29 protein-coding genes and 5 tRNA genes are annotated in these 24,245 nt (G+C 72.4%); 14 read left to right on the forward strand and 20 right to left on the reverse strand.

Translation table 11 applies throughout. The annotated features are described in order from the left end of the window. Window positions 1-3 precede the first annotated feature (3 nt). On the forward strand, window positions 4-150 hold the full coding sequence (locus AC1UE5_RS02715; RefSeq protein WP_482920525.1) for a hypothetical protein: 147 nt from the start codon (window positions 4-6) through the stop codon (window positions 148-150). A gap of 18 nt (window positions 151-168) precedes the next feature. Here AC1UE5_RS02715 and AC1UE5_RS02720 read toward each other — a convergent pair whose 3' ends face one another. Both AC1UE5_RS02720 and AC1UE5_RS02725 read right to left on the reverse strand, forming a co-directional pair. Beyond that, window positions 169-570, reverse strand: a complete 402-nt coding sequence (locus AC1UE5_RS02720; RefSeq protein WP_482920526.1) for a TIGR03618 family F420-dependent PPOX class oxidoreductase — start codon at window positions 568-570, stop codon at window positions 169-171. A 4-nt stretch (window positions 571-574) separates the two neighbouring features. Beyond that, entirely contained in the window at window positions 575-844 is a 270-nt protein-coding gene (locus AC1UE5_RS02725; protein WP_482920527.1) for a DUF167 domain-containing protein, read from the reverse strand. 42 nt (window positions 845-886) lie between these two features. Here AC1UE5_RS02725 and AC1UE5_RS02730 point away from each other — a divergent pair, with 42 nt between their 5' ends. Beyond that, window positions 887-2,347 (forward strand): flavin-containing monooxygenase, encoded by a 1,461-nt coding sequence (locus AC1UE5_RS02730; protein WP_482920528.1) that lies wholly within the window; start codon window positions 887-889, stop codon window positions 2,345-2,347. Here AC1UE5_RS02730 and AC1UE5_RS02735 read toward each other — a convergent pair. The 4 genes from AC1UE5_RS02735 to AC1UE5_RS02750 form a co-directional block, all read right to left on the reverse strand. After that, window positions 2,344-3,138, reverse strand: coding sequence for a leucine-rich repeat domain-containing protein (locus AC1UE5_RS02735; protein ID WP_482920529.1), 795 nt, complete (start codon window positions 3,136-3,138; stop codon window positions 2,344-2,346). The two genes, AC1UE5_RS02730 and AC1UE5_RS02735, sit on opposite strands and share 4 nt — an antisense overlap. Further along, a complete protein-coding gene (locus tag AC1UE5_RS02740; RefSeq protein WP_482920530.1) occupies window positions 3,135-3,902 on the reverse strand; it encodes a helix-turn-helix domain-containing protein in 768 nt (255 codons plus the stop codon). The genes AC1UE5_RS02735 and AC1UE5_RS02740 overlap by 4 nt, the downstream gene beginning before the upstream one ends. A 32-nt stretch (window positions 3,903-3,934) precedes the next feature. Next, window positions 3,935-4,018: transfer RNA gene (locus tag AC1UE5_RS02745), tRNA-Leu, on the reverse strand. A gap of 24 nt (window positions 4,019-4,042) precedes the next feature. Next, window positions 4,043-4,558, reverse strand: a complete 516-nt coding sequence (locus AC1UE5_RS02750) for a hypothetical protein (RefSeq protein ID WP_482920531.1) — start codon at window positions 4,556-4,558, stop codon at window positions 4,043-4,045. 60 nt (window positions 4,559-4,618) lie between these two features. On the opposite strand from AC1UE5_RS02750, the gene AC1UE5_RS02755 reads away from it, so the two are divergent. Continuing rightward, window positions 4,619-4,700 (forward strand) — tRNA-Leu (locus tag AC1UE5_RS02755). A gap of 97 nt (window positions 4,701-4,797) precedes the next feature. On the opposite strand, the gene poxB is transcribed toward AC1UE5_RS02755, so the two are convergent. From poxB to AC1UE5_RS02775, 4 genes are all read right to left on the reverse strand, one after another. Further along, window positions 4,798-6,543: a ubiquinone-dependent pyruvate dehydrogenase gene (gene poxB / locus AC1UE5_RS02760; protein ID WP_482920532.1), complete on the reverse strand. Its 1,746-nt coding sequence runs from the start codon at window positions 6,541-6,543 to the stop codon at window positions 4,798-4,800. After that, window positions 6,540-6,803 (reverse strand): response regulator transcription factor, encoded by a 264-nt coding sequence (locus AC1UE5_RS02765; protein WP_482920533.1) that lies wholly within the window; start codon window positions 6,801-6,803, stop codon window positions 6,540-6,542. Before AC1UE5_RS02765 ends, poxB begins: the two co-directional genes overlap by 4 nt. Before the next feature lie 69 nt (window positions 6,804-6,872). Next, window positions 6,873-8,468 (reverse strand): MFS transporter, encoded by a 1,596-nt coding sequence (locus AC1UE5_RS02770; RefSeq protein ID WP_482920534.1) that lies wholly within the window; start codon window positions 8,466-8,468, stop codon window positions 6,873-6,875. An 8-nt stretch (window positions 8,469-8,476) separates the two neighbouring features. Then, window positions 8,477-9,196, reverse strand: coding sequence for an alpha/beta fold hydrolase (locus AC1UE5_RS02775; protein ID WP_482920535.1), 720 nt, complete (start codon window positions 9,194-9,196; stop codon window positions 8,477-8,479). 184 nt (window positions 9,197-9,380) lie between these two features. Here AC1UE5_RS02775 and AC1UE5_RS02780 point away from each other — a divergent pair, with 184 nt between their 5' ends. Next, on the forward strand, window positions 9,381-10,040 hold the full coding sequence (locus AC1UE5_RS02780) for an MBL fold metallo-hydrolase (RefSeq protein WP_482920536.1): 660 nt from the start codon (window positions 9,381-9,383) through the stop codon (window positions 10,038-10,040). Here the strand turns inward: AC1UE5_RS02780 and AC1UE5_RS02785 are convergent. Next, on the reverse strand, window positions 10,037-11,245 hold the full coding sequence (locus AC1UE5_RS02785) for an amidase (protein ID WP_482920537.1): 1,209 nt from the start codon (window positions 11,243-11,245) through the stop codon (window positions 10,037-10,039). The genes AC1UE5_RS02780 and AC1UE5_RS02785 overlap by 4 nt on opposite strands. A gap of 171 nt (window positions 11,246-11,416) precedes the next feature. On the opposite strand from AC1UE5_RS02785, the gene AC1UE5_RS02790 reads away from it, so the two are divergent. Continuing rightward, window positions 11,417-12,466 carry a patatin-like phospholipase family protein gene (locus tag AC1UE5_RS02790; protein WP_482920538.1) on the forward strand — a complete coding sequence of 350 codons (1,050 nt, stop codon included), beginning with the start codon at window positions 11,417-11,419 and terminating at the stop codon, window positions 12,464-12,466. A 28-nt stretch (window positions 12,467-12,494) separates the two neighbouring features. Beyond that, on the forward strand, window positions 12,495-13,016 hold the full coding sequence (locus tag AC1UE5_RS02795; RefSeq protein ID WP_482920539.1) for a hypothetical protein: 522 nt from the start codon (window positions 12,495-12,497) through the stop codon (window positions 13,014-13,016). A 44-nt stretch (window positions 13,017-13,060) separates the two neighbouring features. On the opposite strand, the gene AC1UE5_RS02800 is transcribed toward AC1UE5_RS02795, so the two are convergent. Continuing rightward, window positions 13,061-13,131, reverse strand: a tRNA-Trp gene (locus AC1UE5_RS02800). A 193-nt stretch (window positions 13,132-13,324) separates the two neighbouring features. On the opposite strand from AC1UE5_RS02800, the gene AC1UE5_RS02805 reads away from it, so the two are divergent. After that, window positions 13,325-13,978 (forward strand): hypothetical protein, encoded by a 654-nt coding sequence (locus AC1UE5_RS02805; protein WP_482920540.1) that lies wholly within the window; start codon window positions 13,325-13,327, stop codon window positions 13,976-13,978. On the opposite strand, the gene AC1UE5_RS02810 is transcribed toward AC1UE5_RS02805, so the two are convergent. From AC1UE5_RS02810 to AC1UE5_RS02840, 7 genes are read right to left on the reverse strand one after another with little or no spacing between them, the layout of a single operon-like run. Beyond that, on the reverse strand, window positions 13,975-14,613 hold the full coding sequence (locus tag AC1UE5_RS02810) for an RES family NAD+ phosphorylase (protein WP_482920541.1): 639 nt from the start codon (window positions 14,611-14,613) through the stop codon (window positions 13,975-13,977). The two genes, AC1UE5_RS02805 and AC1UE5_RS02810, sit on opposite strands and share 4 nt — an antisense overlap. Further along, entirely contained in the window at window positions 14,594-15,286 is a 693-nt protein-coding gene (locus tag AC1UE5_RS02815) for a hypothetical protein (RefSeq protein WP_482920542.1), read from the reverse strand. Before AC1UE5_RS02815 ends, AC1UE5_RS02810 begins: the two co-directional genes overlap by 20 nt. A gap of 52 nt (window positions 15,287-15,338) precedes the next feature. Further along, window positions 15,339-16,133, reverse strand: a complete 795-nt coding sequence (gene ku / locus AC1UE5_RS02820; RefSeq protein ID WP_482920543.1) for a non-homologous end joining protein Ku — start codon at window positions 16,131-16,133, stop codon at window positions 15,339-15,341. Beyond that, window positions 16,133-16,870 carry a non-homologous end joining protein Ku gene (gene ku, locus AC1UE5_RS02825; protein WP_482920544.1) on the reverse strand — a complete coding sequence of 246 codons (738 nt, stop codon included), beginning with the start codon at window positions 16,868-16,870 and terminating at the stop codon, window positions 16,133-16,135. Before ku (AC1UE5_RS02825) ends, ku (AC1UE5_RS02820) begins: the two co-directional genes overlap by 1 nt. After that, entirely contained in the window at window positions 16,867-17,898 is a 1,032-nt protein-coding gene (locus tag AC1UE5_RS02830; protein ID WP_482920545.1) for a cation efflux transmembrane domain-containing protein, read from the reverse strand. Before AC1UE5_RS02830 ends, ku (AC1UE5_RS02825) begins: the two co-directional genes overlap by 4 nt. Beyond that, on the reverse strand, window positions 17,895-18,596 hold the full coding sequence (locus AC1UE5_RS02835; RefSeq protein WP_482920546.1) for a transporter substrate-binding domain-containing protein: 702 nt from the start codon (window positions 18,594-18,596) through the stop codon (window positions 17,895-17,897). The genes AC1UE5_RS02830 and AC1UE5_RS02835 overlap by 4 nt, the downstream gene beginning before the upstream one ends. A 33-nt stretch (window positions 18,597-18,629) precedes the next feature. Beyond that, a complete protein-coding gene (locus tag AC1UE5_RS02840) occupies window positions 18,630-19,346 on the reverse strand; it encodes a hypothetical protein (RefSeq protein ID WP_482920547.1) in 717 nt (238 codons plus the stop codon). 104 nt (window positions 19,347-19,450) lie between these two features. Here AC1UE5_RS02840 and corA point away from each other — a divergent pair, with 104 nt between their 5' ends. The 6 genes from corA to AC1UE5_RS02870 all read left to right on the forward strand — a co-directional run bounded on the left by corA (window position 19,451) and on the right by AC1UE5_RS02870 (window position 23,043). Then, entirely contained in the window at window positions 19,451-20,434 is a 984-nt protein-coding gene (gene corA, locus AC1UE5_RS02845; RefSeq protein ID WP_482920548.1) for a magnesium/cobalt transporter CorA, read from the forward strand. Next, a complete protein-coding gene (locus tag AC1UE5_RS02850) occupies window positions 20,389-21,255 on the forward strand; it encodes an SDR family NAD(P)-dependent oxidoreductase (protein ID WP_482920549.1) in 867 nt (288 codons plus the stop codon). Before corA ends, AC1UE5_RS02850 begins: the two co-directional genes overlap by 46 nt. Before the next feature lie 9 nt (window positions 21,256-21,264). Continuing rightward, window positions 21,265-21,335: transfer RNA gene (locus AC1UE5_RS02855), tRNA-Gly, on the forward strand. 31 nt (window positions 21,336-21,366) lie between these two features. Further along, window positions 21,367-21,440: transfer RNA gene (locus tag AC1UE5_RS02860), tRNA-Pro, on the forward strand. Window positions 21,441-21,565: 125 nt separating this feature from the next. Next, window positions 21,566-21,793 carry a helix-turn-helix domain-containing protein gene (locus tag AC1UE5_RS02865; RefSeq protein ID WP_482920550.1) on the forward strand — a complete coding sequence of 76 codons (228 nt, stop codon included), beginning with the start codon at window positions 21,566-21,568 and terminating at the stop codon, window positions 21,791-21,793. Further along, entirely contained in the window at window positions 21,790-23,043 is a 1,254-nt protein-coding gene (locus AC1UE5_RS02870) for a tyrosine-type recombinase/integrase (protein WP_482920551.1), read from the forward strand. The genes AC1UE5_RS02865 and AC1UE5_RS02870 overlap by 4 nt, the downstream gene beginning before the upstream one ends. Here AC1UE5_RS02870 and AC1UE5_RS02875 read toward each other — a convergent pair. Beyond that, the gene (locus tag AC1UE5_RS02875; protein ID WP_482920552.1) at window positions 23,040-23,276 is read right to left on the reverse strand and encodes a hypothetical protein; all 237 of its coding nucleotides are present in this window, start codon (window positions 23,274-23,276) and stop codon (window positions 23,040-23,042) included. The genes AC1UE5_RS02870 and AC1UE5_RS02875 overlap by 4 nt on opposite strands. Before the next feature lie 393 nt (window positions 23,277-23,669). Between AC1UE5_RS02875 and AC1UE5_RS02880 the strand changes: the two genes are divergently transcribed. Beyond that, on the forward strand, window positions 23,670-24,185 hold the full coding sequence (locus AC1UE5_RS02880) for a hypothetical protein (RefSeq protein ID WP_482920553.1): 516 nt from the start codon (window positions 23,670-23,672) through the stop codon (window positions 24,183-24,185). The last annotated feature ends 60 nt before the right edge of the window (window positions 24,186-24,245 follow it).

Here is a 24,245-nt window from a genome sequence, read left to right on the forward strand (position 1 = left end):
GGCGTGGACCCGAAGAACACAACTCCTGACGCCAAGACCGTGATCGAGGCGATCGAGGAGATCGTCGAGTCGTCCCAGGACGAGCGCGACGAGCTCCTCACCGATCTCCTCTGCCACGTCTACGGCACGCTCTCGTCGCAGAACGGCTAGGGCGCCGGCCTCCCGCGCCTAGTGCGCCGGGCGGTGCCGCACGAGCTCCGGCTCGATCACGTACGTGATGCGGTCGTCGGTGCGCGCCTTGTAGTCCTCGCCCGTGTACTTGCGGGAGAGCGCGTCGATGAGATCGCCTGCGCCCTCGTCGGTCGTCTTGACGACCTTGCCGCGGATCTCGACGTACTCGTACGGGTTGTCGCCGTTGATGACCGCGACCGTCGTGCGCGGGTCGCGATCCAGGTTGCGCGGCCACTTGCGGCCCTTCGCACTGTTGAGCAGGAGGTTGCCGTTCTCGACGCCGACCCAGATGACGGCGGTGAGGATCGAGCCGTCGGTGTTGAAGGTCGAGACCGTGGCGTAGTTCGGGGCGTCGAGGAGCGCGCGGACTTCCGGCGCGTCGAGGGAGGTCTTCGGCATCCGCTCAGGGTGCCACGCCGAGCTTCGCCCTGAGTGCTGCCGCGTCGATGCCCTGCACCCGCACCACCTTGTCGCGTGACGTGTGGCCGCGCACGACCTCGACGTCCGTCTTCGGGACGCCCGCGCGCTTGGCGACGAACGCGCACAGGGCCGCGTTCGCCTTGCCGTCGACCGGCGGGGCGGTGATGCGGATCACGACCGCGCCCGCGCGCTCGCCCACGACCTCGTCGCGCTTGGCGCGCGGCTGGAGGCGGATCGCGAGGTCGGCGTGCATTTGTGCGCATGCGAGCGTAGGCCGCGGGGGAGGTTGCGCGACATGTCCTACGAGGTGGCGATCATCGGGAGCGGGTTCTCCGGGCTGGGGACCGCGATCCGGCTCAAGCAGCAGGGCCGGGACGACTTCGTGGTCCTGGAGCGCGGCGACGACGTCGGTGGGACGTGGCACTTCAACACGTACCCCGGCTGCGCCTGCGACGTGCCCTCGCACCTCTACTCGTTCTCCTTCGCCCCGAACCCGGGCTGGTCGGAGACGTACTCGCGCCAGCCGGAGATCGGCGCCTACCTCAAGCGGGTCGCCACGGAGTTCGGGGTGCGGCCGCACGTGCGGCTGAGCACGACGGTGACCGGCGCGCGGTGGGACGACGATGCGCGCGAGTGGGTCGTGTCGACGCGCGGCGCCGACGGCTCGGGCTCCGAGGTGCGGGCGAAGGTGCTCGTCGCCGCCGCGGGTCCGCTCGCCGAGCCGAAGATCCCCGACCTGCCGGGCCTCGACGAGTTCGCGGGGGAGACGTGGCACTCGGCGCGGTGGAACCACGACTACGACCTGCGCGGCAAGCGCGTCGCGGCGATCGGGACGGGCGCGTCGTCGATCCAGTTCGTGCCCTCGATCCAGCCCGACGTGGCGGAGCTGCACGTCTTCCAGCGCACGCCGCCGTGGATCTTCCCGCACACCAACCGGCCGATCACGGAGGTGGAGCGGCGGCTGTACGAGCGCGTGCCGGCACTGCAGCGGCTCGTGCGCGGCGGGATCTACGTGGGGCGCGAGACGGCGGTGCTGGGCTTCGTGAAGAACCCGCGCATCATGAAGGTGGCCGAGGTGCTCGCCCGGCGGCACCGGGAGAAGGCGATCAGCGATCCCGAGCTGCGCCAGAAGGTCACGCCGAACTACACCATCGGCTGCAAGCGCATCCTGCCGTCGAACCGCTGGTACCCCGCGCTCGCCGAGGACAACGTCTGGCTGCACGAGGGCGGGGTGGAGCGCGTGACCGCGCGCGGCGTGGTCGGACGCGACGGCGTGGAGCGCGAGGTCGATGCGATCGTCTTCGGCACCGGCTTCCAGGTCACCGAGATGCCGGCGGCGGACTTCATCCGCGGCCGCTCGGGGCAGACGCTGAACGAGGCGTGGGGCGGCTCGCCGCGCGCGTACCTCGGCACGGCGATCCCGGGCTTCCCGAACCTCTTCTTCCTCCTCGGCCCGAACACGGGGCTGGGGCACTCGTCGATGGTCTACATGATCGAGTCGCAGATCGCGTACGTGCTCGGGGCGCTGGACGTGCTGCGACGCAACGGCGCCTCGACGCTGGAGGTGCGCCCCGAGGTGGAGCGCGCCTTCAACGAGGCGCTGTCGCGGCAGCTCGACGGGACCGTGTGGAACACGGGCTGCGCGTCGTGGTACCTCGACGACACCGGCCGCAACTCGACCCTGTGGCCCGACTGGACCTGGCGCTTCCGCCGGCGGACCGCGCGGTTCGACCCGTCGAAGTACGTCCTGGCCTAGGGCGAGTACAGGACCACGCACCCCCTTTCGCGCAGCCGCGCCGCGGTCTGCTCCCCGCCGCCGCGCAGCGGGTTCCAGCGCAGGTCGAGCTTCTCCAGCCCTTCGAGCCCTCCCAGGATCTCGTCGGGCAGGTCGGTCAGCTCGTTCGCGCGGAGGTCGAGGGTGCGCAGGCGCGTGCAGCCGGCGAGCGTGTCGGGGAGCGCGGTGAGGGCGTTGTCGCGCAGGTCGAGGTGGCGCAGCTCGCCCAGCTCGCCGATCGCCTCGGGCAGGGCGGTGATCGCGTTGCCTTCGAGGTACAGCTCGCGCAGCCGCGTGAGGTCGCCGAGGCTGTCCGGGAGCGCGGTGAGCTGCGTCCGCTGCGCGCGCAGCTCCGTGAGCTGCTCGAGCTCCCCGATCCACGCGGGGAGCGTGGTGAGCGGGTTGTCGTTGAGCCCGAGGTACGTGAGCGCGCGCATGTCGCGCACCGCCTCCGGAACGCGCTCGAGCCCGTTGTCGGCCAGGTAGAGCACCTCGAGCCTGCGCAACCGCGCGAAGCTCGCCGGCAGGTCGCGCAGCCGGTTGTGCGCGATGTCGAGCGTGTGCAGCTCCGCCAGCTCCCCGATCGTCTCGGGCAGCTCCTCCAGCGGCGTCCCCGCGACGTACAGCCCGCGCAGCTCCCGCAGCCGCCCGACCGCGTCCGGCAGCTCCTCCAGCGGGTTGTCGACCAGCGACAGCGACCGCAACCCGCTCCGCCCCCACACCTCGTCGGGCACCCGGCTGATGCCGGCCCGCCGCAGCGACAGCGCGCTCACCGCTTCGGCCCCACGAACTCGTCCATCAACGCCACCGACGCGCGCTTCGCAACGCTGATGTTCTTCGCGTTCATCCGCCGCCACTCGACGCCGAGCAGGTCGCACGCGTCGCAGAAGATCTGGCGGATGTCGTCCGAGACGTTGCAGAAGTTGTACCGGGGATACGCGTACTGCTTGCTCTTGACGGTGACGCGGTTCGTGCCGCGCCAGCCGTCGGAGTGGATGAGCCCGCGCAGCAGCGCGCCGGGCTCGCGGCGGACGATGTCCCACTGCCAGTCGGTGAGGGCGATGAGGCGCTCGTGCTTCCGGCCAGGCCCATGCTGCGGGAAGAAGCACGGCCACGACTTCCAGTACGCCTGCACGTTGAAGCACCCTTGCTGCGGCACGAGGCTGGCCACCTTGCCGCCCGTCACCCACCAGATGGCGGTCTGGCATTCGGCGATGATGCCCGGGTACTTCATGTCGAGCGAGACGCGGAGCGTGTAGACGCCGCGCCGGTGCGTCGAGATGCACCCGTCGCCGAGGTACAGCCCGAGCAGATACGCGTACTGCCACTCCGGCAGCGTGTCGAAGTCGTGCTCCGGATGGCCGCAGGCGGTGCAGCAACCCTCCACGCGCGCGATGCGCCGATCCGAGCGGTTACGACCGTGCCGCCACTCGCGAACGGTCGAGCGCGGGATGCCCGTCCGGCGCGCGATCGCGCAGTCGTTTAGCCCGTCGGCGACGAGCGAGCGGACCAACGCCACCTCTTCGACCGAACGCATGTTCGCATCGAATCAGGGGTGTCGGACAGAAGTACCCGGCGTGGGATTCGAACCCACAAGCTCGCAAGAGCAGCGGAGCTTGAATCCGCCGTGTATTCCAGTTCCACCAGCCGGGCAGGCGTGCGCCGCGAAAGTCTAGTTCACGCCGGCGCCGGCGCCGCCCCCGACGAGCCACCCGACGCCCGCCGCCCCCGCGACCCCTCGGGGTGCCGCTCGACCTCCACGTGCCAGTTCTGGCGGAAGCCGGACATCGAGAAGGCGATGAGAAGGACCTGGACGGGGACGAGGAGCAGCGTGACGAGGCCGAGGACGCTCGAGTCGAGCGCCGGGTCGGTGAAGCCGTCCTTGTCGCGCGCGAACCACTCGGGGCCGGAGACGGCCGCGAAGATCAGGAGGATGATCGCCAGCGCGGCCGCGACGGGGAGCAGGCCGGAGCGCCAGCGCGCGATGTAGAAGGCGACGATGAGGTAGATCGCGATGTACGCGATCTGGATCGCCTTGGCGCCCTGGAGCTTCTCCCAGCCCCCGACGGTGACGATCGTCATCAGCGCGGCGCTCACCAAGATCAGGAGCACGACGACGGCCTTGGTGGCCTTGCTCGACGCCTTGTCGCGGTTGGGGTACTCGAGGACGACGTCGGGAGATCGTGCAGCCATGGTGTGCGGGACCTTACAATCCCTGGCAACCGGTGCGCTCCACTCGCGCCGGCCCGGAGAGCGGGCGTGGTGGAACCGGTAGACACGCCGGCTTTAGGTGCCGGTGGCTTCGGCCGTGGGGGTTCGAGTCCCTCCGCCCGCACTCGCGTGCCCCTCCTGCGGGAGGGAGGGGCAGCCCGCGACGGGGCGGGAACGGGCGTCGGCGGCGGTGTGGGCGCGCCCGCAGGCGCGCCGGCAGGTCACGGCCGGTGCAGGCCCGTGGCGTTGTCGCGCGCGAGGTCGAGCAGCTCGTCGCCGCGGCCGGACAGGACGGTCCGCAGGCCCCACAGCGCGAAGCCCTTCGCCTGCTCGGGCGCGATGGTGGGCGGGAGCGCGAGCTCGTGCCGCGCGGTCATGACCTCCACCAGCGCCGGTCCGTCGACCGCGAACGCCTCGCGCAGCGCGTCGTCGAGGTCCCCGGGGCGCTCGACCCGCCGTGACCACAGTCCGACCGCGCTCGCGACCGCCGCGAGCGACGGGTTGTCCAGCTCGGTCCCGTAGTTCACGACGCCCGCGGCCTTCATCTCCAGCTCGACGAACCCGAGCGCCCCGTTCGCGAAGACCACGACCTTCACCGGCAGCGCGTGCTGGCGCAGCGTGAGGAGGTCGCCGAGGAGCATCGTCAGCCCGCCGTCGCCCGACAGCGTCACGACCTGCCGCTCCGGCGCCGCCGCCGCGACACCGATCGCCTGGGGAAGCGCGTTCGCCATCGAGCCGTGGGTGAACGAGCCGATCAGCCGCCGCCGGCCGTTCATGTCCAGGTGCCGCGCCGCCCAGATCACGGGCGTGCCGACGTCCGGGATGAACACCGCGTCTTCCGTCGCAAGTGCGGAGACTCTCCGCGCCACGAGCTCCGGCCGCACCGGCCCGGCGGCGCGGCCGTCCTCAGCGGCGTGGTCCAGCCTCGCCTGCGACTGGTTGGACATGTGGCGCAACTGGTCCAACCAGTGCGACGGCGCCGCGCGGAGGGTGAGGAGCGGGAGGAGCGCGCGCACCGTCTCCGCCACGCCGCCGACCAGCGGCGCGCGCACCGGCATCCGCCGGCCGATCACCTCGCCCCGCAGGTCGACCTGCACCACCGGCACGTCCTGCGGCAGGAACTGGCGGTACGGGAAGTCGGTCCCCAGCAGGACCAGCGCGTCGCACCCGTCGAGCGCGTGCGCGCCCGCGGTGTGGCCGAGCAGCCCGGTCATCCCGACGTCGTACGGGTTGTCGTACGCGACGTGCTCCTTGCCGCGCATCGTGTGCACGACCGGCGCCTGCAGCGCCTCCGCCAGCGCGACGAGCTCCGCGTGCGCGCCTGCGCACCCCGCGCCGGCCAGGATCGCTGGCCGCTCCGCGCGCTCGAGGATCTCCGCCGCCGCGCGCAGGTCGCGCTCCGCCGGCACCACGCTCGACGACGCGCGCACGATGGGCGGGTGCCCCGACCGCGCCCGCGCGTGCGGCACCCGCGCGAGCAGCAGGTCGCCCGGCACGACGAGCACCGCGACGCCCTGCCGCTCCACCGCGGCCCGCACGGCCATCTCGGCGATCCGCGGGAACTGCTCGGCCGACGCCGCCATCTCGCAGAAGACGCTGCACTCGCGGAACAGCTCCTGCGGATGCGTCTCCTGGAAGTAGCCGCCGCCGATCTCGGCGCTCGGGATCTGCGCGGCGATCGCGAGCACCGGCACGCGGCTGCGCTGCGCGTCGAACAGCCCGTTGATCAGGTGCAGGTTGCCCGGCCCGCAGCTGCCCGCGCAGACGGCCAGCTCGCCGGTGATCTGCGCCTCGGCCGACGCCGCGAACGCCGCGGCCTCCTCGTGCCGGACGTGGATCCAGTCGATCGTCCCGTCGCGCCGCAGCGCGTCGGTGAACCCGTTGAGCGAGTCGCCCGGCAGGCCGAAGACGCGGCCGACGCCGGCGGCGTGAAGGGTGTGGACGAGCTGCTCGGCGACCGTGCTCACCGCGCCTCCTCCAGCCGCTCGAGGAGCCCGCGGTCGGCCAGGTAGCGGACGAGCTCGGCGCGCGAGCCGACGCCGAGCTTGGCGAACACGCGCGCGAGGTGGGAGCCGACGGTTCGGGGTGAGAGGTACAGGCGCGCGCCCGCCTCGCGGTTGGTCGCGCCCTCCGCGACGACGCGGACGACCCGCAGCTCGGCCTCGGTCAGGGCGGCCCAGCCGAGTCGCGGGGCGGGCGGGCGGGGAGGGCTCACGGTCGTGCTCATGCAGCGACGATCGCGCGCCCCGCGCCTCGTCCCCATGGGCGGCGTCCCGAGGTCGGGGTAGGGCTGGCTCTACCTGCGCGCGGGGACGATCCCGAGCGCGTGGCGCGCGGTCCGCGCGGTGCCGGGCTCCAGCAGCGCGTCGATCTCCGCCAGCAGCGCGCGGTCCTTCCCCTGGGCACGCTCGTGCTGGCGCTCGTGCTCCTCCCACGACCCGACGAGGAACGTCTCGGTGTAGCGCCCCGGCTCCTCCGCGACGCGGAACAGCCGCCAGTGCCGCCCGCCCGTGCGGCGCCGCGCGCGCCGGAGCGCCACCGCGTGGGCGAGGAACGCGTCCTCGGCGCCGGCGCGCAGGCGGTAATCGACGATGACGAGCACCGGGGCGTCGGCGTCGGCGCTGACGGCGACGTCCGGGAGCGGGAGCGGCTCGGTCTCGATGCCGTCGGGCACCGCGTCGGGGAGCGCGAGGCGCCAGGTGAGCACGGCGGCTCCGACGAGCCCGGCCGCGAGGACGGCGAACGCTGTCCGCACGTCGGTCGCCTGGGCCAGCGCGCCGACGCCCAGCGACCCGAGCGCGTTCGAGCCCTGGAACGCGATCAGGTAGTACGAGATGCCGCGCGCCTTGACCCACCCGGGCATCTGCGCCTGGTACGCCGCGCCGAGCAGGCCGATGCCGAGGATCCACGCGCCGCCCGCGGCGACGAGCGCGACGATCGCGAGCGGGATGCTCGACGTCGTGCCGAGGACGGCCGCGGCCGCGGCGACGGTCAGGCACGCGAGCGCGTAGGTCGTGCGTGGCGCCATGCGGCGCTTGAGCGCGGGACCGAACGTCGCCGCCGCAAGCGCGCCGACGCCGACGCAGCCCAGCAGCAGCCCGTAGCCGGCGGAGCCCAGGCCGAGGCGGTCGCGGGCGATGATCGGCAGCAGCGCCCAGATCGCGCCCGCGAACAGGATGAACGCGGTCGACCGGACGATGAGCGCGAGGAGCAGCGGCGAGCCGGCGACGTAGCGGGCGCCGGCCTGGACCGCGGCGACGGCGTGCTCGCGGGGGAGCGCCGTGCGTCGCACCGGGAAGCGCGCCACGGCCACCGCGGCGAGGACGCCGAGGAACGAGATCGCGTTCACGCCGAAGACCGCGGCCGCGCTCGTCGCGGCGAGCAGCGCGCCGCCGAGCGCGGGGCCGACGGCACGGGCCAGGTTCTGGTTGACGGCGCCGAGCGCGATCGCGTCGGGGCGCTGGGCGGGCGGGACCAGCTCGGGCTGCAGCGTCTGCCATGTCGGTGCGCTGAGAGCGCCGCCGACCCCGATGAGGAGCAGGAGCGCGAGGAGCGTCGCCGGCGTCAGGCCCCCGGTCGCGGCGAGGGCGGCCAGTCCGCCCGCGGCGCCCAGCATGAGCAGTTGGGCGCCGAGGACGAGCCGGCGGCGGTCAACGAGGTCCCCGAGAACGCCGCTCGGCACCGCGAGCAGCAGGACGGGGAGGCTCGTCGCCGCCGGGATCGCGCCGAGGAGGACGGCGGACGAGGTGAGCGAGGTCATGACCCACTGGGCCGCGACCGTCTGCATCCACGAGCCGACGTTGCTCGTGAACTGCGCAAGCCACAGGCGGCGGAACGCGGGCGCGCGGAGCGGGGCCCAGCCGCTCGCTCCCGTCTCGTCCTCGGTCCTCATCGGGCGGGTCAGGCGGCGGCGACGGCGGTGCGGATCAGGTCCGCGACGGCCTTCGGCTGCGAGAGCGCGACGGCGTGCGACGCGCCCTCGACCTCGACCGTCGTCATGCCGGCGCGCTCGAAGCCGAACCGATGGACGTCGGGGTTGATCGTCGTGTCGGCGGTCGGGATGAGGCCGTAGGACGGCGTCGTCTTCCACGCGGCGACGGGCGCGGGCTCCTCGAACGCGGACGCGGCGAGCGGCCGCTGGCTGATCGCGAGGAAGCGCGTGACGGCCGGGACGACGTCGGCGGCGAAGACGTCGGGGAACGCGGCCGGGTCGACCGACACGTCGGTGCCGTCCTCCGCGCCCGCGATCGGGAACGGCGCGAACCGCAGGTTGGCCGCGAGCTTCGAGTCGGGGAAGCGGCCCTGCAGCTCGCCGAGGCTCTCGCCCTCGTCGAGCGCGTACGCGGCGACGTAGACCAGCCCGACGACCTGGTCGCGCGCGCCCGCCACCGTGATCACCGCGCCGCCGTACGAGTGCCCGACGAGCAGCACCGGGCCCTCGATCTGGTCGAGCACCGAGCCGAGGTAGGCCGCGTCCGACACGACGCCGCGCAGCGGCACCGGCGGCGCGAGCACGCTCAGCCCGTCGCCGGCCAGCTCGTCGTACACGCGCGCCCAGCTCGACGCGTCGGCGAAGGCGCCGTGGACGAGGACGACGGTGGGGCGGTTGGAGGGGGTCATCCGGGGAGGCTCCTTGGGGGAGAGGGGTGGATCGCCGGCGACGCTAGGCCCGCCCCGGCGCCGCGCCAACCGCCAGATGACGCAACGTGGCCGGGGGTAGGCGCCGCGCCGCTCGCGCCGCGCACCACCCGCGACTTCTCCCACCCCTTGACTTCAACCACGGTTGAAGGTGCAGGATGGTCGCATGAGCCCGCAGGACACCCTCATCCCACCGCTCGCCGGGCTGCACGCCACGCCGCCCGAGTCGCTCCCGTTCGCCCCCGACGTCGAGATCCGCGCCTACCGGATCGAGCGTCCGGGAGGAGATCTGGTGATCTACAACACTGGCACTCTCGCCACCGCGGGGTTCAGCGGGGTGAAGTGGATCTACCTCAACCACTGGCACGAGGCGATGTTCGGGCTCGACCGGGCCGTCGCCGCGCTCGGCGAGCCGCACGTGGTCGCGCACGAGGCGGACGCGGCGCAGGTCGAGCGGTGCAGCGGTGTGACGCCGGTGACGTTCGACCACCCGGCGGCGCTGGGGGAGGGGTTCGAGATCCTCCCGATCCCCGGCCACACGCCCGGCTCCACCGCGTTCCTGTGGGAGCACGACGACCACCGCGTCCTCTTCAGCGGCGATCAGCTCTTCCTGCGCGACGGCGAGTGGATCGGCGCGATGCTCGACACGAGCGACCGGGACGCGTACCTCGACAGCCTCGAGCGGCTGCGCGAGGTCGAGTTCGACGTGCTCGTCCCGTGGGCCGCCTCGAAGGGGCGGACGCCGTACACGTTCACCGACTCCCGTGACGCGCGCGCCCGCATCGACGCGGTGATCGCGCGGCTGCGCGCGGGCGAGGACAGCTAAGCGAACGCCGCGGCGGCGAGGGCGAGCAGCGCCTCGTCGCCGCCCGGCGCGCCGATCAGCGCGAGTCCGATCGGCCCGCCGCCGACCTTCCCCGCCGGCAACACCACGACAGGCGCGCCCGCCAGCCCCGCGGTCGCCTGCAGGCGCACGCACCGCACACGCCACGCGTCGAGCTCGGCGGCATCCGCGTCCCGCCGCGGCGGCGGCTCGGCGACGGCCGGCAGCGCGATCACCCCGTCGTTTCCCAGCAGCTCCACCAGCCGCGCAGTGACCCGCGCGCGCTCCGCCGACGCGGCCGCGAACCGCTCCTCCGTCACCTCCGACGCGTACGCGAACCGCGCCGCCACCCCCGCGCCCAGCGCGGGGCGCGCCGCCGACAGCCACGCCCCGTGCGCGCGCCACGCCTCCCAGCCCTGGACGTCGCGGAACGCGCCCACGTGGCTGTCCAGCCCGCCGGGCCCCGGCGCGAGCACGACCTCGTCGGTGACCGCCGGCCCCGACACCACCTCCGCCACCCGCGCGACGATGCGCGTCAGCGCCGCGGTCACGTCCGGCGCCGCCGCGGCGAACGCGTCCCGCGCGACCAGCAGGCGCTCCGGCGCCCACGCCGCCCGCTCCCCGCACAGCAGCGACCGCGCGACCCGCCGGATGACCCCTGGCCCGCGCCCGAGGATCCCGACCGTGTCGAGCGACGGGGCCAGCGGCACCACGCCCCCCAGCGACACGCGGCCGTGCGTCGGTCGCAGCGCCACGAGGCCGGTGTGCGCGGCGGGGACGCGGATCGAGCCCGCGGTGTCGGTCCCGAGCGCGAAGTCGCACAGCTCGGACGCGACGGCCACCGCGGAGCCGCTCGACGACCCGCCCGGCAGCCGCTCCGGCGCCGCGGGGTTGATCGGCGCGCCCTCGCGCGAGTCGATCCCGGTGAGCGAGAACGCGAGCTCGTCCGTCACCGACGTCCCGACCAGCCGCGCGCCCGCGGCGAGGCACCGCTCGACCGTGTCCGCGTGCGCCGTCGCGACGCCGTGCGCGTCGCCCCACTCGCGGCAGCCGGCGCCGGTCCGCTGCCCGCACACCGCCATCACGTCCTTGGCGACGAACGACAGCCCGGCCAGGAGCCCGTCCGAGCGGCCACGCGCGAGCGTGCGCGGGCCGACGACCAGCGCGCCGAACGGATCGCGCGCGTCTGCGAACGGGACAGGACGCATACGGGACGCGATCATCCCTGACCGCGCGCGCCGCCGCACTCCCGACCGAACGCAGGGCACCCGGGTTCGACGTCTCGTCGAATGGGTAGCTGTGCAGGAACAACCGGCTGGAACCCGGCGGCGGGCACGAGCTCGCCGGGTCTGTCCCACCACCGGAGGCACGTTCCCCACATGCGCATAGGACTCGTCCTGGGCGCCGGAGGGGTCGTCGGCGGCTCATGGCTGATCGGCGCCCTCGACGCCCTCGAATCCGAGACGGGATGGAGCCCGTCGGACGCGGAGATCATCTGCGGCACGTCCGCCGGCTCGGTCGTCGGCGCGCTGACCGCGCAGGGGCTGGCGCCCGCGCTGATGGCCGCGTACGTGGGCGGTGGCTCGCTCGCGCAGGTGGAGGAGCTGTCGGACCAGGGCGACCTCGCCGCCGAGCGCATGAACGAGTCCGCGTTCCGCCCGCAGCTCGCGCTTCCGCCGATCGGCCCCGGCTCGTGGCGCATGGCGATCTCGACCCTGCTCAAGCCCCGCTCCCACGCGCCGACCGCGCTGCTGAGCGGCTGGCTCCCGCGCGGGTTCATCTCGACGAAGCCGATCAGCGAGCTGGTCGAGCGCTTCGTCCCCGGCGCGTGGCCCGACCACCCGGCGTTCTGGGCCGTGACGTGCGACTACCGGACCGGCCGGCGCGAGGTCTTCGGCCGCGACGGCGCACCCGACGCCCACGTGGCCGACGCGGTCGCCGCGTCTTGCGCGATCCCCGGCTTCTACCACCCGGTCAAGATCGGTGGCCGGCGGTACGTCGACGGCGGCGTGTGCTCGGTCTCCAACCTCGATCTGCTGCGCGACGAGGAGCTCGACCTCGTCGTCTGCCTCAACCCGATGTCGTCGCTGGCGAACGTCACCCCGCGCACCCCCGCCGACCGCGTCGCCGCCCTGATGCGCCGCTCGGCCGGCCGCCGGCTGGGGGCGGAGGCGAAGAAGCTGCGCGAGCGCGGCACCGACGTGCTGATCCTCCAGCCCACCGCCGACGACCTCGCGCTGATGGGCGCGAACCTCATGGCCCGCGACCGTCGCGAGGCCGTCATCGAGCGCGCCATCCGCACCACCGCCCGCCAGCTGCGCCGCGCCCGCGGCCGCAAGGACGTCGTGGTCCCCAAGCGCACGCGCCGCGGCGGCACGCGTCGCACGACCCGCACCACCGCGCCGGCCGGCGCGCGCAAGGCGGCCTAGATCTGTTCGACGGTGCGACGATGCGGCGATGCTCCGCCGTCTCGTCGCACCGATCATCGCTGTCGCCGCGCTTCTCGCGGCACCCGCCGCCGCTTCCGCTCAGGAGCCCTCCCCGGCGCCCGAGTGCAGCGAGGGCGTGGCGGAGAGCGCGCTGGACGCCACGACGATCCTGGACGCACCGCTCGCGCGGTGGTGGGGCGAGGGCTCCGGCGAGTTCGACCTGATGACGACGTTCGTGGTCGACAAGATCTGGTGCCGCGACCTCACGGGCGACGGGGTGCGGGAGATGACGGTGAACCTCATCTGCTGCACGGTCACGTCGCCGCGGCCCGTGGTGGTGTTCGCCGTGCGAGAGGGCGAGTGGGAGGCTGTCCACGCGCTGAGCGGTCTCGGCCGGCACTGGATCTGGAGCCCGCGCATGAAGGGCCGCCAGCTCCACTTCCGCAGTCCGATCTACCGCCGCAGCGACGCGAACTGCTGCCCCTCCGGCGGCTACCGCAAGTACCGCCTCGTCTACGACCGCGGCCGCTTCCAGCTCCGCCGCGGCTAGCCGGAACGGCGCGAGCCCGCCGGGTGGCGGGCTCGCGAGCGAAGCGGGGGACGGAGGAATCGAACCTCCAGTTGCGGTTTTGGAGACCGCCGTGTTGCCACTACACCAGTCCCCCTCGGAACCGGTGCATCGGGACAGACGCCACCCGGTGCGACGAGCGATGATAGCCGCCGCGCTCCGTCCGCTTTCTCCCCGATGATGCGAACATGCGTTCGCAGGACGAGATGAGGCGCGTCCGCGCGCTGGCGCAGAGAGATCTCAGCTCCCGGCAGATCGCCGAGCTCACAGGAGTTCCGTTGTCCACCGTGGTGCGATGGCGCTCTGGCGGGAGCGCCACCTTCGGGCCTGCGGTCGAGCGTGCGCCCTGGCGCCCGGTCCACCCGCCGAGCTACGCGTACTTGCTCGGGGCGTACCTCGGTGACGGGCACATCACGGTCGGTCGACCCGGCAAGGCGTGGCTCCGTGTGTTCCTCGACGGCACTTACCCGGGCATCGTCGACGAGGTCGTCACCGCGATCACGATCACGTCGCACTGGCACAAGGTCCAGTGCTACGACGGCAAGGAGAGCCGCGTGAAGATCGTGCAGTGCGCGTGGAAGCGGTGGCCTGAGGTCTTCCCGCAGCACGGGCCGGGGCGCAAGCACGAGCGTGCGATCGTGCTGGAGCCGTGGCAGCAGGAGGTCGCGGACGCGCACCCTGACGAGCTGGTGCGCGGGCTGATCCACTCGGACGGGTGCCGGACGGTCAACCGGTTCCGGACGAAGCTCCCGAGCGGCCGGATCGCGACGTACGAGTATCCGCGCTACTTCTTCTCCAACCTGAGCCCGGAGATCCGCCAGATCTTCCGCGACGCGTGCGCGCTGCTCGGCGTCCGGACGACGATGTCGAACGCGCGGAACGTCTCCGTCTCGCACCGCCGCAGCGTCGCGATCCTGGAGGAGCTCGTCGGACCGAAGCGCTAGGCGCGAGCCGCGCGCCAGGTGAGGAGGCCCTCGTGCTCCATCCCGCGGAAGACGGTCTCGGTGACGAGGTCCGGCGGCGGGTTGCCCTCGACGACGAGGGAGCAGGGGATGCGGAGGTCCGGGTTCGGGTTGGGCCAGGTCGCGAGGCCGCCGAGGAGGACTTTCTCGTAGCGCTCGCCGAAGAGCGTCAGGTTCGTCGCGCCCGGCAGCGCCGCAGAGGGGGAGAGGACGCCGCGGAAGCCGCAGGCGCGCAGCTCGTCCGCGAGCGCCTGGCAGCCGGCGTGCTCGCCGACCGCCACCGCCGGGTCGAGGCCGCACCGCGCCCACGCGTCGAACGTCGACAGGTCCGCGATCTCCCGCTCCCGCACCAGCGCGAGCCACAGGCGCCGCCGGTACTGCTCGGCCCGCGCGCCGCCCCGCACGCCCTCCGCCCGCACGAGCTCCGCCCACGCGCCCAGCGGCTCCAGCGCGAGGTACTGCGCGTAGCCCTCGCCGCGACGGTGCCAGCGGCCGGAGGTCTGCGACGGCAGCGGCTCCCCCGCGGCGTGGTAGAGCGGCGCCCAGTCCGGCGCGACCTGCCGGTAGGCGTGCCACTCCCCGGTGACGCGCGCAGGCTCAGTCCGCCAGCTGGCCACGCAGGCCCCGCGCCAGCGCCACGAGCTCCTCGCGTGCGCCGGCGCCGCCGCCGGACAGCACCTCCAGCGGCGTCCGGCCGCCCAGCTGGTCGCGCGGCGCGTCGAACCACATCACGAGCCCGAGCGGCGTCAGCGACGCGCGCAGGTAGGTGAGCAGCTGCGCGAGCACCACGACCCGCGCCGCGTTGCGCGTCACCGGCCGCCCCGCCCGCCACGCGCCAACGGTCTTCGTCGACACGCCGAGCAACCGCGCGACGTCGCCCACCGGCACGCCTCGCAGCGTCGCGAGCACCGCGTCCGCGGCGACGCGCGGGTCGTCCAGCTCGTCGTGCTCGAGCCGGCGCGAGATACGGCGCACGACGTCGCCCATGCGCATCCGCGCGAGCTCGACCTCGCCCGCCTCGTCGACGCCGCCCGCGTCCGCCGCGATCGCCCGCCGCAGCGCGACCATGAACTCGAAGAGCTTGCGCCCGTCGTAGTCCTCTGTGCCCTGCGGGAGCGCCATCGACAGCGCGACCACGGCGTCCTCGACCTCGCCGTACCAGGCCGAGCGAGGGTCGGTGCCCGCCGCGGCGACGGCGCGCAGCGGCGGGTGCTCGAGGAGCCGCGCCAGCGCGCCGGCTCGCACCCGCAGCGCATCGGGCGCCTCGAGCGGGGTGGCCAGCGCGCTCATCCGTGGCTCCGCCGAACTTCCATCGTGGTAGGAAGTCTAACGGAGGTGGCGCTCACGCGCTCGCCTTCGCCTCCTCCAGCGAGGCCTGCAGCGCGGCCATCAGATCCGGCACCGCCTCGGGCACCTCCGGCTCCGCCGGCGCCTTGATCGTCTTGCCCTTGCGCTTCTGGTCGATCAGCTTCTGGAGCCGCTCGTTGTGGCGGTCGTCGTACCGCTTCGGATCCCAGTCGGCCGCGAGGTGCTCGATGAGCTTGACCGCCTCGTCGAGCTCCTTCTTCTTCGGCTTCTCGGACTTGCCGGGGAGCGGGAGGTCGTCCGTGTCGCGGATCTCGTCCGCGAACCGCATCGTCACGAGCGACAGCAGCCCCTCGCGGACGCGGATCGCGACGAGGTACTCCTTCGTCCGCAGCACGAACTTGCCGATCGCCGCGCGATCGGAGTCCTTCATCGCCTCGACGAGCAGCTTGTACGCGCGCAGCGGCCCGTCGCCCTCGCCGACCGGCACGAGCCAGTACGGGTGGTCGAAGAAGATGGGGTCGACCTCCTCCAGCGGCACGAACTCGCTGATGTCGATCGTGCGCGTCTTCTCCGGGGCGGCGTTGGCCAGCTCCTCGTCGGTGAGCAGCACGTAGCCGTCGCCGTCGGACCGCGGGTAGCCGCTGACGAGCTCGTCGTACTCGACCGGCTTGTCCTCCTGCTTGCAGACCCGCTGGACGCGGAGGCGCTCGCCGGTCTCGGAGTCGACCTGGTTGAAGTGCACGTCCACGTCGCGCGTGGCGGAGAAGAGCGCGACCGGGACGTTGACGAGGCCGAAGCTCAGCGACCCCCGCCACATCGAGCGCGGCACTACTTCTTCCCCTTCTTGGTCGCCTTCAGCGAGGCCTCCAGCGCGGCCATCAGGTCATCGGACGCCTCGGGCTTCTCGGGCGCGGCGATCTCGATCTCCTCGCCCGCCTCCTTCTGCTTGACGACCTCCATCACGCGCTCGCGGTACTCGTCCTCGTGCGAGGCGGGATCCCAGTCCGTGCACAGCGACTCGACGAGCGTCGCGGCCATCTTGATCTCCTTGTCGGCCGGCGGCTTCTTCGGCTCGGCGACGTCCATCTGCTTCGCGGGGACGAGCTCGCCGGAGAACCGCATCACCTGCATCCGCAGCGCGCCGTCGACCGGCCGGACGGACACGAGCTGCTCGCGCTGGCGCAGCACGACGCGGCCGATGCCCACGCGCTCGGCCTTCTCGAGCGCCGCGACGAGCAGCGCATAGGCCTCCTCGGCGCCCTTCTGCGGGGCGAGGTGGTACGGCTTGTCGTAGTAGATCGGGTCGATCTGGTCGGCGGGGACGAAGTCCTCGAGCTCGACCGCCTTGCGCGCGGGCGCGTCCGCGGCCTTGATCTCGTCGTTGGACATCAGGACGTACTCGTCGGGCGCGACCTCGAACCCCTTGGCGACACGCTCGCGGGGGACCTGCGCGCCGTCGGAGCCGACGAGCACGTGCGCGATCTCGCTCCCGTCCTTGCCGTGCAGCTCGCGGAACCGGATCTGCCGGTCCTCCAGCGCGCCGAAGACCTTGACGGGAACGGTCACGGCGCCGAACGCGACGGCACCGTTCCAGATCGATCGGGGTGCGATGGTGCGGCTCCTTCCTGGTCGTCGTCGTCCTCGTCGCCGTCCGACAGCGGGACGATCACGATGTCGTGGAGCTTCCAATGATCCCGCATGAGCTGCTCGCGGGCATCGTTGGCGCGTTGGACCACGTCGTCGCCGTCGATGGGGACCACGAACGCCTCGCCCGCGTACACGTGGCCGAGCTCGCGCAGGCGCACGCGCGCGTCCTTCACCCACGGCATCGCCATGAGGTCGTCGTGGAGCTCGGCGACGATCGGGTCCGCCTCCTCGTCGTCGTACGTGTGCGGCATGCGGTCCATGAGGTCCGCGGTCGCGGCCTTGATGTTGCGCACGCCGTCGCGGACGATGTCGAGCGAGATGAACGCGCCGGCCACCGCGTCGGCCCACCACAGGCCCAGCCCGATGCCGATGACGCCCAGCGCCGCGGCCCCCGCGGTCATCCAGTCCGCGCGGTTCATCTCCGCATCGGCGTAGAGCACCTTGTCGTGGATCTGGTCCGCGAGCTTGAGCTTCATCCGGCCGAGGATCACCGGCGGGATGCCGGTGTAGGCGAGCGCGAGGAGCATGACCCAGCCGGCCCACGGGTCGAGGTCGCCGATGACGAAGACGCCGATCGGCGGGCGCTCGGCCATGACGAGCTTCATCAGGCTGTCGAGCAGGACGTACGTGCCGAGCAGGAGCAGCGCGGCCGACGCGAGCAGGTACGCGACCGTGACCGCGCGGTGGTAGCCCCACGGGTACGTGTCGTTCGGCTTGCGGCGGCGGATGCGGTTGGCGACCAGGAACGCGATCGGCGGAAGCAGGCTGAGGATGTCCTCGACCCACGCGGCCTTCATCGCCTGCGACGAGCCGAGCGCGACGTAGACGAACGCGATCGCGGTCGCGAGGTAGGCGAGCGTGATCCACTCCAGCCGCTTGGCCTTGCGGTACGCCTCGGCCTGCTCGGGCGGCAGCTCGTGGGAGGAGGCGGTGATGTCGATGCTCACGGCCTGCCCTCCTCGTCGAGGAGCTGGATCGCGCGGTCCTTGCGGTCGAGGAGGAACCGCTCCAGCTCGACCAGGAAGGCGTTCTCGCCGGGGGAGGCGAGCATCACGTGCTCGGTGGCCTCCAGCGACTTGACCTCGCGCACGTCGAGGTCGTCCATCAGCCACTCGTCGGCGGCGACGGGCTTGCCGCGGGCGTCTGCGAGGTCGTCGACGGGCACGGGGTCCGCGTCGGTCTTGCGCTCCACCAGCGCGGTGGCGGCGCGGCCGTTCTCGGTCGCGACGCGGGTGTCCCCAGTCAGCGGTGCGCCGTCCGGGGTGCCGATCACGAGGTGGGTCGTGAGGTACGGCTTGGTGATCGCCGCCTCCTTCTTCCAGCGCGTGCGGTCGCTGATGCCGCCGATGACGACGTCGAGCTCGCGGTTGTGGAGCGCCTCGACCAGCTCCTCCTCGGTGCCCGACGTGTAGTTCACCCGAGCCCCGAGTCGGTCCGCGAACTCGCGGATCAGCGCGACCTCGACGCCCGTCGGGTCGTCGTGCTGGAGGGAGACCCAGGGCTCGGCTTCGGTGACGCCGACGCGGAGGGTGCCGCCGTCCTTGACGTCGTTCAGCGTGTTGCCGACGTCCTTGGGGAACTGGCAGGCGGCCGTGCTCGCGAGGACGGTCGCTGCGGCGATGAGGGAGACGAGCGTGCGTGGCATCCCGCCACCCGCTCTACCCCCGTCGCGCGCGCGTTAGAAACCCTCGGGATGGCGGGCGACGTAGCCCGACGTGCTGGTCATGGAGTTGATCCAGCGCGAGCCGGTCTGGCCGCGGGCGACGGTGTCGAAGCGGACGCCCGCGACGACCATGAAGACGTGGCCGGGGTTCGTGTAGATCGTGATCCACTTGCCCTTGCCCGGCTTGCCCCACTTCATCAGCGGGCCGGACGCCAGCGGGGCGTTGAGGAGGCCCGCGGCGGCGAGCGCGTAGGAGACGCTGCCGGAGCAGTCGTAGCCGTTGTCCTGCCACTTGCCGTGGCCGCCGCCCCACTTGTAGGGGGAGCGGGCGATCGTGTTGCCGGCCTCGAAGATCGCGCGAACCTCGGGCGGGGCCTCCAGCGGCGGGAGGGCGACGCCGTTCTTGAGCACCTCTGCCTTGACGAGCACGTCGTCGCCCGTGGCGGCGCCCGCGTTCAGGTCGTTGAGGTCGTCGGGCTTGGGCTCCCTGCGCTGCGACTGCTGGGTCGTGGGCGCGGGGTCCTTCGCGGGCGTGGTCTCCGCCGGCGCCTCCACCTGCTCCTCCACGGCGGGCGCGTCGCTCGTGGCGACCTGCTCCTCCGCGGCCGGCAGCTCCGTGTCGGGCGCCCAGCGCCAGGTCGCGATCTCCGCCTTGACGTTGGGCGTGGCCCCCGCCGACGCGTCGGTGTTCCCGAGCAGCGCGTAGCCGGCACCGCCCGCGAGCAGGGTCACGGACACAGCTCCAGCGGCGATCGCCTTCACGCGCACGCGACGCAAGATAGGGGACACGTTCCTGGTGATCGGCAGTTCGGTCGCGATCTCGTAACGTGGCGCCGGTGATCGTCGCGTGCGCGGTCTACGAGGACGGTGAGCGGCGGCCCGGGCAGCTGGAGCTCGAGCACGCCTGCGAGGCCGCGCAGGAGCCCGGCGCGTTCGTGTGGATCGACCTCTACGAGCCGACGCCGGACGAGTTCGCGGCGCTCAAGGACGAGTTCTCGCTCCACCCACTGGCGGTCGAGGACGCGCTCGTCGCGCACGAGCGGCCCAAGCTCGAGCGCTACGGCGACCACGGGTTCCTCGTCCTGCGGACGGCGTGCTACGACGACGCGCGGGAGGAGGTCGACTTCGGCGAGATCATGGTCTTCGCGGGGGAGTCGTTCGTCATCAGCGTGCGGCACGGACGGGCGACCGAGCTCGACGGCGTGCGCGCGGCGCTCGAGGCGAACCGGGCGAAGCTGCGCAAGGGGCCGCGGGTCGTCGTGCACGGCATCCTCGACCACGTCGTCGACGACTACGAGCCCGTGATCCGCGGGCTTCAGGAGGACATCGACGAGGTGGAGGCGGCGCTGTTCGGCAGCGGCCAGTCGGACCCGACGTCGCGCATCTACAAGCTCGGGCGCGAGGTGCTGGAGCTGTCGCGGTCGGTGACGCCGCTGGTCGAGCCGGCGCAGCTCCTGGCCGAGAACCACTGGATCCCCGGTGACGGCGAGGAGGACGCGGAGGTCCGGCGGTACTTCCGCGACGTCCTCGACCACGTCGTCAAGGATGAGCAGTGGGTCTCGTCGCAGCGGGAGCTGCTGTCGAACCTGCTCCAGGCGAACCTGACGCAGGTGACGATCGCGCAGAACGAGGACATGCGGAAGATCTCCGCGTGGGTCTCGATCGCGGCGGTGCCGACGCTGATCGCCGGCATCTACGGCATGAACTTCGAGCACATGCCCGAGCTGAAGTGGTCGCTGGGCTACCCGTTCGCGCTGTCGCTGATGGCCGCGGTGTGCTCGTTCCTGTACTGGCGGTTCAAGAAGGCGGGGTGGTTGTGAGTCTGGCGTCGCGGGTGTTCGCTCCTGATGCTCTGCGCGGCGTGGTCGCGGTGATCACGGGCGGGGGAACGGGGCTCGGCCGCGCGGCCGCCGCCGAGGTGCTGGCGTGCGGGGGATCGGTGGTGATCTGCGGCCGGCGCCCCGAGGTGCTGGACGAGGCCGTCGATCGTCTGGACTCGTCGCGCCTGCGCGCGCTGACCGCCGACATCCGGGACCCTGGGGACGCGCGGCGGGTCGTGCAGACGGCGCTGGACGAGTTCGGGCGCGTCGACGTGCTCGTGAACAACGCGGGTGGGCAGTACTTCGTGCCGGCGGAGGGGATCGCGCAGAAGGGGTGGAACGCGGTCTGGAAGCTGAACGTCGGCGGGACGATGACCATGACGCGGGCGTGCCTGGAGCTCGCTGCCCCGCGGGTCATCGTGAACGTGACGCTGTCCCCGCACCACGGGTTGGCGGGGATGACGCATTCGAGTGCGGCCCGCGCGGCGGTTGAAGGGCTGACGCGTGAGCTGTCCGCTGAGCTTGTTGAGACGACGGTGGTCGCCATCGCCGCAGGCCACTTCGAGACGGACGCCATCCGCAAGTACCCGGAGTCGCTGCGGCTCGGCGCGGGCCTGACGGTGCCGTTGGGGAGGTTGGGGCGGGAGCCCGAGCACGGCTGGCTCGTCGCGCTGTTGGCATCCCCGTTGGGTCGGCTGTTCGACGGCCGCGTCGTGACGCTCGACGGCGCCCGCGACAACTGGTACGGCCCCTGGCCACCGCCCGAGATCACCGTGGACGGCGCCGTTCCCACAGAAGCGCGTCGTCCGTCGCTAGAGTGAGTGCCGCTGGCGGGCGAAGTGTTGTGGTTGCACAGGAGCCTTCCAAGCTCTTAGGGCGGGTTCGATTCCCGTCGCCCGCTCTTCACAACACGTAGTCCGCGCAGCAAGCCACGGGGAGTGGCGCAGTCTGGTAGCGCACCCGGCTGGGGGCCGGGCGGTCGCAGGTTCAAATCCTGTCTCCCCGACTTACGGAAGGCCCGATCTGATCGGGCCTTTCGCCGTTCTGGGTGCGTTCCGCTTTCGCCGCGGGGTCCAAGACGGGGTCCAATTTGGGGCGGGGAGTTCCGCCGGCTCGCGCGACTGGGAGGGCATGCACGAGCAGCTTCCTCTCACGCCCGCCCGCCGCTTCTCCCGTCCTCCCAGTGGTGCTGAGGCGCTGCTGGTTGCCGAGGACGTCGCCGCCTGGCTCGGCGTCACCGTCGCGTGGGTGTACGCCGAGACGCGCGCCGACCGGATCCCGCACATCCGCGTCGGGCGCTACTACCGCTACCGGCCGTCGAGCATCGAGAGCTGGTTGCGGGAGCAGGAGCATCGATGAAGCGCTCCTACGGCACCGGGTCGTTGATGCAGAAGCACGGCGCCTGGTACGGACGGTGGCGGCTCCCCGATGGCCGGCGGCTCTCGCGGCGGGTGGGGCCGGTGAGGGCGCAGGGCAGCGACCTTGGCCTGACGAGGCGGGAGGCAGAGGCACAGCTCCGCAAGCTGATGCTGGCGGAGGAGGTCTCGCCGACGCCGAAGGCCGCCGCGCGCCACACGGTGGACGACGCCGCCTGTGCGCTGATTGAGCACAAGCGCGTGCAGGGCGTGAGCCGCAGCTACCTGCAGACGCTGGGGAGTGCGCAGCGCTGCCACTTCGGGCCGGAGATCGGCTCGATGGTGCTGCGCAGGGTCCACCGCCGCGACGTCGAGGCGATGAGCGCGCGGTTGTTGTCGCGAGGTCTGGCGCCGAAGACGGTCGCGGACACGCTGAAGATCCTCCACGGCGTCTTCGAGCACGCGATCGACCTGGAGTGGACCAACGACAACCCGGTCCGCCGCGCCGCCCGACCTCGCCACGTCCGAGATACGGATCCGGACCTGCGTTTCCTGACGCTCGAGGAGCTCGAGGCCGTCCTCCGAGCCATCCCGGACTCGACCGTCGTTCGTGAGCCCAAGCCGTACCGAGCGGGCCGTCGCGGCCCAGCACCGCCTCCGCCGCCCGACGTGCTCGGCCCGGTTCTCCGGATGTTGGTGCTGACCGCCGCCTTCACCGGTCTGCGGCAGGGCGAGCTGCTCGGCCTGCGGTGGCGTGACGTCGACTGGCCCGTGCAGCGCATCCGCGTCCGCCAGACCTGGCGTCGGACCGAGTTCTCAGGTCGAGGGAAGTCCGACCTCTCCACGCGTCGGTCGGTGCCGATGGCCGACCGCGTCCTCGCTGAGCTCGACGCCTGGTCCAAGCGCTCGCTCTACACCGGCGACGACGACCTGGTCTTCGCGCACCCGCAGCTCGGCACACCGCTCGACGGGGCGAAGGTCACCAAGAAGTTCCAGGACGCCTGCCGCACCGCCGGCGTCCGCGTCGTCCGCTTCCACGACCTGCACCACACCTTCGCGACCCGGCTCGCCTCGTCTGGGGCACCGCTGCGCGCGATCCAGGACTTCCTCGGCCATGCCGACGCGAAGACGACTCAGATCTACGCGCACTACGCCCCGAACGAGTTCGAGGTCGACATGGTGAACGACGCCTTCCGCCCACCGGAGCCGGCGGGCGAGCCGGGGGAGAGGGAGCCGAAACTCCCCGGCCTCTAACGCTCTCGCGCGCGGAGGCGGAACTCGAGCCGCGACGCGAGCGACCTGAGCGTCTCCGTCGCGGCCTCGATCCGCTCCAGCACCTCGGCGGCGTCCCGCTCGGTCAGATCGACCTCAGCCGCCCGCCGCTGGCGCCACTGCGCAACCTCCCGCTCGACGTGCATCCCGAGCGCCTCAGCCACCGACCGCTCCCCGAGCGACCGCCGGTACTCCGCCCACGTCTCGTCATCCACCCGCACACGAGCCGTCTGCCACACCGGCCCCTTCGCACGCCGCTCGTCCTCAACCCGCCGCCGCCCACGCTTTCCCATGCCCGCTAAGTCGCGCCGCAGGCGCGCGACCCCCGGCCGTTCCGCGCTCAGACGGAGTCGTGCGGTTCCCGCAACGGACAGGCCAGGCACACACGTGCACTGCGGTGCACGCGTACACAGCCAACGAGTTGAAGTGGCGTCGACAACGGAACTCAGCGGCAGAGTCCGGTCCAACTACGGACGTAGATGACGCGCAGCTCAACCGAGTCAAGCGCCCGGCCTCGAACGTCGAACCTGAGTCGACCCTGGTCCCACTGAACACCGATGACAGGCTGTGCGGCGCTGGAGCTCGTGGAGCTTGGTTACCGTGGGACCGTGAGCTCGTCAGCTCTGTGCATCATTGGAGACCGCGCTGCGCTCGCATGGGTGCTCACCGAAGGGCGGATGGCTTTCCCGGCCACTCGTGCGGTCGCAGCCCAGCGTCTTGGGCAGGGTGATCGTCTGTTCCTCTACACGACCCGCGGTTGCTTCCGAAACCCCGGGCGGGATCGTGGTCGCGTCATCGGCTCGGCGCTCGTACATAGCCCGGCAGAGCATCTTTCCTCGCCGATCGAGATCAGCGGGCGCCGCTATGAGCTTGGTTGTGGCATCGCCGTGGAAAGACTCGCGCCCTTCGGCTTCGGAGTTCCCCTACAGCCGCTCGCAGCGCGGCTGGACGTTTTCCCGGACGCTTCCACCTGGAGCGCGTGGATGCGACGAGCGTTGCTCTTCTTGCCGGCCGTAGACGCCAAGCTGATCGCGGACGAGCTGGCTGATGTCGCGGGGCCGCCGCTGGCTGCCCTCGACGGGTACCTCGCTGCAAGCCGCCCGCGCCAGCGGGTCTCGGTCTGACCGCTCGTGGCGGCAGGATTACGGTCGAGGTGGCGTGTGGTCACCCGAATCCCCTGAGCG

This window comes from Parviterribacter multiflagellatus, assembly GCF_056863265.1.